Source organism: Marinomonas arctica, assembly GCF_003259225.1.
GTDB lineage: Bacteria > Pseudomonadota > Gammaproteobacteria > Pseudomonadales > Marinomonadaceae > Marinomonas > Marinomonas arctica.
This window is the reverse complement of record NZ_QHJF01000006.1, coordinates 171,955-179,506: the sequence shown is the minus strand read 5'-3', so window position 1 is coordinate 179,506 and position 7,552 is coordinate 171,955. Positions and strand designations below refer to the sequence as shown.

The following is a 7,552-nucleotide window of genomic DNA, read 5'->3' as shown; positions in this document are numbered from 1 at the left end:
GGAACCCAGTTTGCAAACTAGGAAGCGTTGATAAGTAACAAATATACTTGAAGATCCAAAGATTAACCCCATCCTCCGCCTTCCCCTTGAAGACAAAAGGGGAAGGGACTTGGTGCTTAGTAAACTTAACCTTTTGCGTTTGAACGGAAGCTGAATTCCGTGTCGGGCTGAAGCCGCGACCTACAGTGAAAGCGTCGCTTTCAACGGCTTTTTTGTTATGGAAAAGCGGTCGTGCCTCCCTCATCGCGCCCTACGAAATAGCGACATCACTGATGAAGTCAGTTCGACGCGACGAAGTTGCGCGACTTTATGGCGTTTCAGAGTCAGTGTTTGACGAGCTATCTCCCACCGAATAAACAATCTATGCCTTACGATATAACGAGCGTAGGGGAACAGTTATGTGCCTATGATGAAAGGCAGGCATTAAAGATCTTAAAGAGACCTTTTGGTTACTTTTGCGGATCTGGGCAAAAGTTACCCGCTCAGCAGAGCGGAATAAAGGTTGGGAATGCAAAGCGTTTGAATGGAAACTGAATTCCGCGTCGTACTAAAGCCGCAACCTACAATGAAAGCTTCGCTTTCAGCGGCTTTTTTTTTGATTAGATAGTCGCTGCGCTCATGATGCCCTACGAAAAACCAGCATCACAGATAAAGTCAGTTCGACGCGACGAAGTTGCGCGACTTTATGGCGTTTCAGAGTCAGTTAAAAATATCTTCTCTCCAGCCTGCAAAGACAATCTTTGCCTTACGATATAACGAGCGTAGGGGAACAGCCATGCACCTCTGACGAAAGTCAGGCATTAAAGATCTTAAAGAGACCTTTTGGTTACTTTTGTACTTTCTTGAATTTAACAGCGGGCAAAAGTTACCCGCTCAGCAGAGCGGAATAAAGGTTGGGAATGCAAAGCGTTTGAACGGAACCAAAGAAACCAAAAAAAGCCCCGCATGGCGGGGCATCAAACTAGGGAGTGACTACGATAAGGTCACGCGCTGCTGTTACACAGCATTCTGATCTGGTGCTGTATTAAGTAATACAGCACCAAACGCAGACGGTTTTCCCATTACGCCCTGTCTGGTATTACGGCGACGTAACGGGAAGATTTCTTTAAATAGCTTTGTGGTTCAGTTCGTTGTTTTTCAGTACTTCATCAAGGTGTAGCCAGGTTTCGATGACGGTGTCTGGGTTAAGAGACATGCTTTCGATGCCTTGCGCGACGAGCCAGTCGGCGAAGTCGGCGTGGTCAGATGGGCCTTGGCCGCAGATTCCCACGTATTTACCTTGTTCGCGACAAGCGGTGATGGCCATTTTGAGTAGCTTTTTGACCGCTGGGTTGCGTTCGTCGAATTTGTCGGCGATCAATCCTGAGTCGCGGTCAAGTCCGAGTGTTAGCTGGGTTAAGTCGTTAGAGCCAATGGAGAAGCCGTCGAAGAATTCAAGGAACTCGTCAGCCAGTAGGGCGTTAGACGGCAGTTCGCACATCATGATGACTTTCAGACCGTTTTGACCTCGAGCCAAGCCTTGTTCGGCAAGCAGTTCGGTGACTTGTTGCGCTTCTTCTAAGGTGCGTACAAACGGTATCATGATTTGTACGTTGGTGAAGCCCATGTCGTTACGAACGCGGCGGATGGCTTCACATTCTAGGGCGAAGCAATCACGGAAGGAGTCGTCGATGTAACGCGCCGCACCACGGAAGCCAAGCATGGGGTTTTCTTCGTCTGGTTCAAACAACGGACCACCAACAAGATTGTGGTATTCGTTTGATTTGAAGTCGGACAAGCGCACAATCACGGGCTTTTTAGAGAAAGAACACGCCAGTGTTGCAACGCCTTCGACCAATTTGTCGACGTAGAATTCCACAGGGCTGTTGTAGCCGGCGATGCGGTGGTTGATTTCTTCTTGCAAGGCTGGCGTCATGTCAGCGTAATTCAATAAGGCCTTCGGGTGAATGCCGATCATGCGGTTGATAATGAACTCTAAGCGCGCCAAGCCGATGCCGGCGTTTGGTAGCATGGCGAAGTCGAAGGCGCGGTTTGGGTTGCCTACGTTCATCATGATTTTTACGGGTAATTCAGGCATGTTGCCCACTTCAGACGTAATCACGTCGAATGGGAGTTCACCCTTGTAGACGAAGCCCATGTCGCCTTGAGAGCAAGATACGGTGACGATTTGACCATCTTTTAATACCTCTGTGGCATCGCCACAGCCAACGACGGCTGGAATGCCCAGTTCACGCGCAATAATCGCCGCGTGACAGGTGCGACCACCGCGGTTGGTGACAATCGCCGAAGCGCGCTTCATGATGGGTTCCCAATCTGGATCGGTAATGTCGGTTACCAGAACGTCACCCGGTTGAATGCGATCCATTTCAGTAATGGACGATAATACTTTCACCGCGCCGGTGCCAATTTTGTGACCAATGGCGCGGCCGGTAATCATCACTTGAGAGGTTTTCTTTAGGTTGTAACGTTCCATGCTTTGCGCGTTGGCTTGGCTACGAACGGTTTCTGGACGCGCTTGGACAATGTATATCTTGCCGTCGATGCCGTCTTTTGCCCACTCGATGTCCATAGGGCGTTTGTAGTGTTTTTCAATAATGCACGCTTGGCGAGCAAGGTCTTCAATTTCATCGTTGGTTAGGGCGAAACGGTTTTGGTCATCCAAAGCAACGGGAACGATTTTAACGAATTCTTCGCTGCCCGCTTCGGCGTATTCCATTTTTTGCGCTTTGCTGCCTAGGCTTTTGCGAACCACCGCTGGGCGGTTGGCTGCCAGTGTTGGCTTGTGAACGTAGTATTCGTCTGGGTTGACGGTGCCTTGCACCACCATTTCACCAAGGCCGTAAGCGGCGGTGATGAAGACGACTTCGTCAAAGCCTGATTCTGTGTCGAGGGTGAATAGCACACCAGATGCACCGATATCACTGCGTACCATTTTTTGAATGCCAGCGGATAGAGACACGCCTTGGTGTTCAAAGCCTTGGTGTACGCGGTAGGAAATCGCGCGGTCATTAAATAGAGAAGCAAACACGCGTTTGATAGAGGCTTTGATGTCTGCCAAGCCTTTCACGTTTAGGAAAGTTTCTTGTTGGCCAGCAAAAGACGCATCCGGCAAATCTTCCGCTGTGGCAGAAGAGCGTACAGCAAATGAGGTATCGTCTGCGTTGTCATCACAAAGCATGGCGAAAGCCGTTTCGATCTCTTGGTCAAACTCAGCTGAGAACGTGGCGTCTTCAATCCATTGGCGAATTTGTACGCCTGTTTCCGCAAGGGCATGAACATCGTCCACGTCCAATGCGTCTAGTGCTCGATGGATTTTATCGTTTAGGCCACTTTCTGTAATGAAGCTTTGATAAGCATAGGAAGTAGTTGCGAAACCGTTTGGTACTTGAATACCTAGGTCTGTCAGGTTGGAAATCATTTCACCTAAAGAGGCGTTTTTGCCGCCTACTTCACCGACATCTTCCATATGAAGATCTTTAAACCACTTAATAAATTTGCTCACAAGGGACTCCAGTTATTTTTTCTTATTAAAAGAATATGGCTGGTTGGCCAAAATATGGCAGGGTTGCCAAGCGGACATCAGGCATTAATCAAATCGCTATGGGCTCTTGTCAAAGCGCTGAGTCTGAGTTCATTGTATGTAGGCTGGTTGCTTTGAATAAAATCGATTATTCGATGTTGTTTTATTTCAATCGAAAAAATTAATGTTGTTAGATAACAACAAAAATGGGAAAAAAACGCATGAAAGTGTACTTTGTATCAGATGGGACCGCGATCACCGCAGAGGTGTTTGGATCGGCCATGTTGTCATTTTTTGATGTGGCGGTAGAAACCAAAAGTGTGCCTTTTTTGGCTACCAAAGATCAGGCGGAAGGCTTGAAGCAACAAATTAATATGGAAATGCAACAAGGCATTGCCTTGCTAGTGTTTTATACCATTTCCGATGCGGCTATCCGCGATATTATCGATTCGTGTGATTGTCATTGTTATAACTTATTTGGGGATTTGTTGTCACCGATTGAGCAAGCTTTGGGCGTGAAAGCGCAGCCAACAGCGCAAAAAGCCCATGGTATGAAAGAGGGCGTTTATGATGCTCGGATAGACGCGATCAACTATGCGCTGGCCAATGACGATGGCGCGTCGGTGAAGAATTTTGCTGAAGCCGATATTATTTTGTTGGGTGTATCGCGTTCAGGAAAAACGCCAACCAGTTTGTACTTGGCGATGCAGTACGGTATCAAGGCGGCAAATTATCCCATTACTGAAGATGATTTTTCCACGCCAGGTTTGCCTAAGGTGTTAAAGGATCATAAGAAAAAGCTGTTTGGTTTGACCATAGACGCCCAGCGTTTGCATGAAATTCGTACAGGTCGGATGGCCGCGAGTAAATACGCTTCCGCTCGCCAATGTCGCTACGAAGTGGATGAAGTGGAGTCCTTGTATCGACAAGAGCGCATTCCTTTTTTGAATTCGACCAAACTCTCTGTGGAAGAAATTTCCACCAAAGTCATGGCGGAGATGAATTTGGTGCGTCATAGGCAGTAAGAAAAGCGCCATGAAGTGATCGAATAATTCGATGGGTCCATGGTTTTTGCTTGAAATTTAGACAAATAATTCATCAAAATATTTCGTTTAGTCGAAAATGACTTAAGGAACAGTGGAAAAAAATACTCCAATAACGAGTTATAAGACAGGTTTGTTGTGTTATTACCAAATTTATCCCGATAGAGTGTGCAGATAATGCTAAGAGCTGCGCGAACTTGAAGAGTATTTGGTGAATATACTCTATAATGACCATTAATTGAGCGCGTCAGTGGCAGGCTAGAGTTGATAGCTAAGTACGACAAATGCTCTGAATAGTGAGATGTTCATATTTCTATTTTATAAAAGGGCGTCTTATTGATAAAACCAAGGATAAAAATACATTGAGTAATAATAAAATTAACGATCCACATATGCAGCGAGAAGCGTCTAAGTACGATAACCCCGTACCAAGCCGCGAATTCATTTTAGAATTTCTTGCCACCCAGAATAAAAGCATGGGGCATTTAGAGTTATGCAAAGAGTTTTCGCTGACTGGCGAAGACGAAATTGAAGCCCTCCGTCGTCGTCTCATCGCCATGTGCCGAGACAATCAAATGACCAGCAATCAAAATGACGAATACTCGCCGATTTTAGAAAGTGATCTAATTGAGGGTTACGTTCAAGGTAATAAAGAAGGCCATGGCTTCTTGTTGCGTCAGAGTGATGACGATATTTTTCTATCGGCCCGTCAAATGCAAAATGTGATGGACGGCGATAAAGTAAAAGTGCGACTGTCTGGTCGCAGCGTTAAAGGTCGCTTAGATGGTGTCGTGGTTGAAGTTATAGAACGCAAGCACAGCCAGTTAGTAGGGCGTTTTTATCAAGAAACCCATCGCGACGGCAGCAGTGCGGCTTTCGTTACGCCAGAAAATCCTCGTATCGCCCAAGATATCTTGATTACTACCGATTCCGGTTTGTCGCCGAAACACGGGCAATATGTGTTGGCTGAAATCGTCTCCTATGCGGAACGTGGTAAGCCAGCTCAAGGTCTAGTAAAAAAAGTGCTTGGCGACTTTATGGCGCCAGGTGTTGAAATCGAAGTGGCTATGCACCGTTATGAGATCCCTCATGAATGGCCCGCTGCGGTTGAAAAACAAATCAAGAATTTAAGCACCGAAGTGGCAGAAGAAGATAAAGCGCATCGTATTGATTTGCGCGATACGCCTTTTGTGACGATCGATGGTGAAGACGCTCGTGACTTTGATGATGCTGTGTATTGTGAAAAAACACCGGGTGGTTGGAAGCTGTTCGTGGCGATTGCCGATGTGTCTCATTATGTGAAGAAAGACACTGCTTTAGATGAAGAAGCGATTGTGCGCGGTAACTCTGTGTATTTCCCTGGTCGCGTTATTCCTATGCTGCCAGAGGTATTGTCGAATGGTTTGTGCTCTTTAAACCCTGATGTAGATCGTTTGGTCATGGTGGCAGAGATTTCGTTAACCACCAAAGGCAAGATGCGCGGCTACAAATTTTATGAAGGTGTGATTCGTTCCCATGCCCGTTTGACCTATTCAAAAGTGGCGAAAATGATCGCTGCTGAGCCAGAAGAACAAGGCATTGAATTGCGTGAGCGTTACGCGTCTATTGTGTCGCATATTGATGATTTAAATGGTTTGTACCAAACACTGAGAAGTGCTCGTGATGAACGCGGTGCGATGGAGTTTGATACCGTTGAAACGCGCATGGTGTTCGATGAAAACTCGAAGATTGAGCACATTATTCCGGTCGAACGTAATGATGCACACAAACTGATTGAAGAGTGTATGTTGTGTGCCAACGTGGCGACCGCTGAGCTTCTTATGAAAGCCAATCTGCCTGCCTTGTATCGTGTTCATGAAGGGCCAAAAGACGATCGTTTGTTGACCCTTCGTACTTATTTGGGTTTGCTGGGATTGGAGTTAACCGGTGGCACCAAGCCGACTCCGGCCGATTACGCAGCGTTATCGGAAGCGATAAAAGACCGTGCAGACGCCCGCAGTATTCAAACTATGATGCTGCGTTCTATGTCACAGGCCGTGTATCAGCCGGATAATTTGGGTCACTTTGGTCTGAATTATGAAGCTTATACGCATTTTACATCGCCTATTCGTCGTTATCCTGATTTGTTGGTGCACCGTGCGATTCGGTATTTGATTCGTGGCGAAGGTCGACCCGCGGTGCGTCAGGCGCATCGTGTGGCGGGCAGTTTAGAAATTAAAGCGCGTAAAATTTATGGCTATACCGATGCCGATATGGACAGCTTAGGTGAATCTTGTTCTCTGACCGAGCGTCGTGCCGATGAGGCTACTCGTGACGTAGAGGCTTGGCTGAAATGCCAATACGTTGAACAGCATTTGGGTGAGCCCTTTGAGGGGGTTGTCACGGCGGTAACGTCGTTTGGTTTGTTTGTTGAACTGCAAGGTTTGTTCGTTGATGGTTTGGTGCATATATCAGGGCTTGGACAAGATTATTTTGTTCATGACATAGAGCATCAGGCGATTATCGGTGAACGCACTGGTCGAGTTTTCCGTCTTGGCGACACCTTGAAAGTACGTGTGGCGAGTGTCAATTTAGAACAGCGTAAAATTGATTTGAGTTTGGATGAAAATACCACTCGTCAACCACGTAAAAAAGTAGAACGTAATGAAATGTCCGAGCTGGAAATGCAACTAGCTCAGTTACCGCCTATTGAGCTGGGTGGCCGCCCTAAGCCTAAGTCTGTCGATAAAGCTCAAAGCGCTAAGTCCAAAGAGGGCAAAGCGGCACAAGAAGGCAAAGAATCAGACGGAAAAGCGAAGAAAAAGCGTCGTTCACCAGTTTCTAAAGGCAAACGTGTTAGACAGAAAAAATCGTCTACTGCTGCAGCTGCGAGTGGTAAGCCAGCGTCAGCGGTGAAAAAGCCGAAAAAACCAAAGAAACCAAAGAAGCCGAAAAAGAATAACGCCAAGCCACGCGCGAAAGATTGATTGGAATAATAGGGGGATTCAGT

At 46.8% G+C, this 7,552-nt stretch carries 3 protein-coding genes; 2 read left to right on the top strand and 1 reads right to left on the bottom strand.

Annotated elements, in window-relative coordinates:
* Positions 1-1,105 precede the first annotated feature (1,105 nt).
* On the bottom strand, positions 1,106-3,502 hold the full coding sequence (gene ppsA / locus DK187_RS05705; RefSeq protein WP_111606368.1) for a phosphoenolpyruvate synthase: 2,397 nt from the start codon (positions 3,500-3,502) through the stop codon (positions 1,106-1,108).
* 239 nt (positions 3,503-3,741) lie between these two features.
* Between ppsA and ppsR the strand changes: the two genes are divergently transcribed.
* Both ppsR and rnr read left to right on the top strand, forming a co-directional pair.
* Positions 3,742-4,545 (top strand): posphoenolpyruvate synthetase regulatory kinase/phosphorylase PpsR, encoded by an 804-nt coding sequence (gene ppsR, locus DK187_RS05700; RefSeq protein WP_111606367.1) that lies wholly within the window; start codon positions 3,742-3,744, stop codon positions 4,543-4,545.
* Between the two features lie 410 nt (positions 4,546-4,955).
* Positions 4,956-7,529, top strand: a complete 2,574-nt coding sequence (gene rnr / locus DK187_RS05695) for a ribonuclease R (protein WP_223232380.1) — start codon at positions 4,956-4,958, stop codon at positions 7,527-7,529.
* The last annotated feature ends 23 nt before the right edge of the window (positions 7,530-7,552 follow it).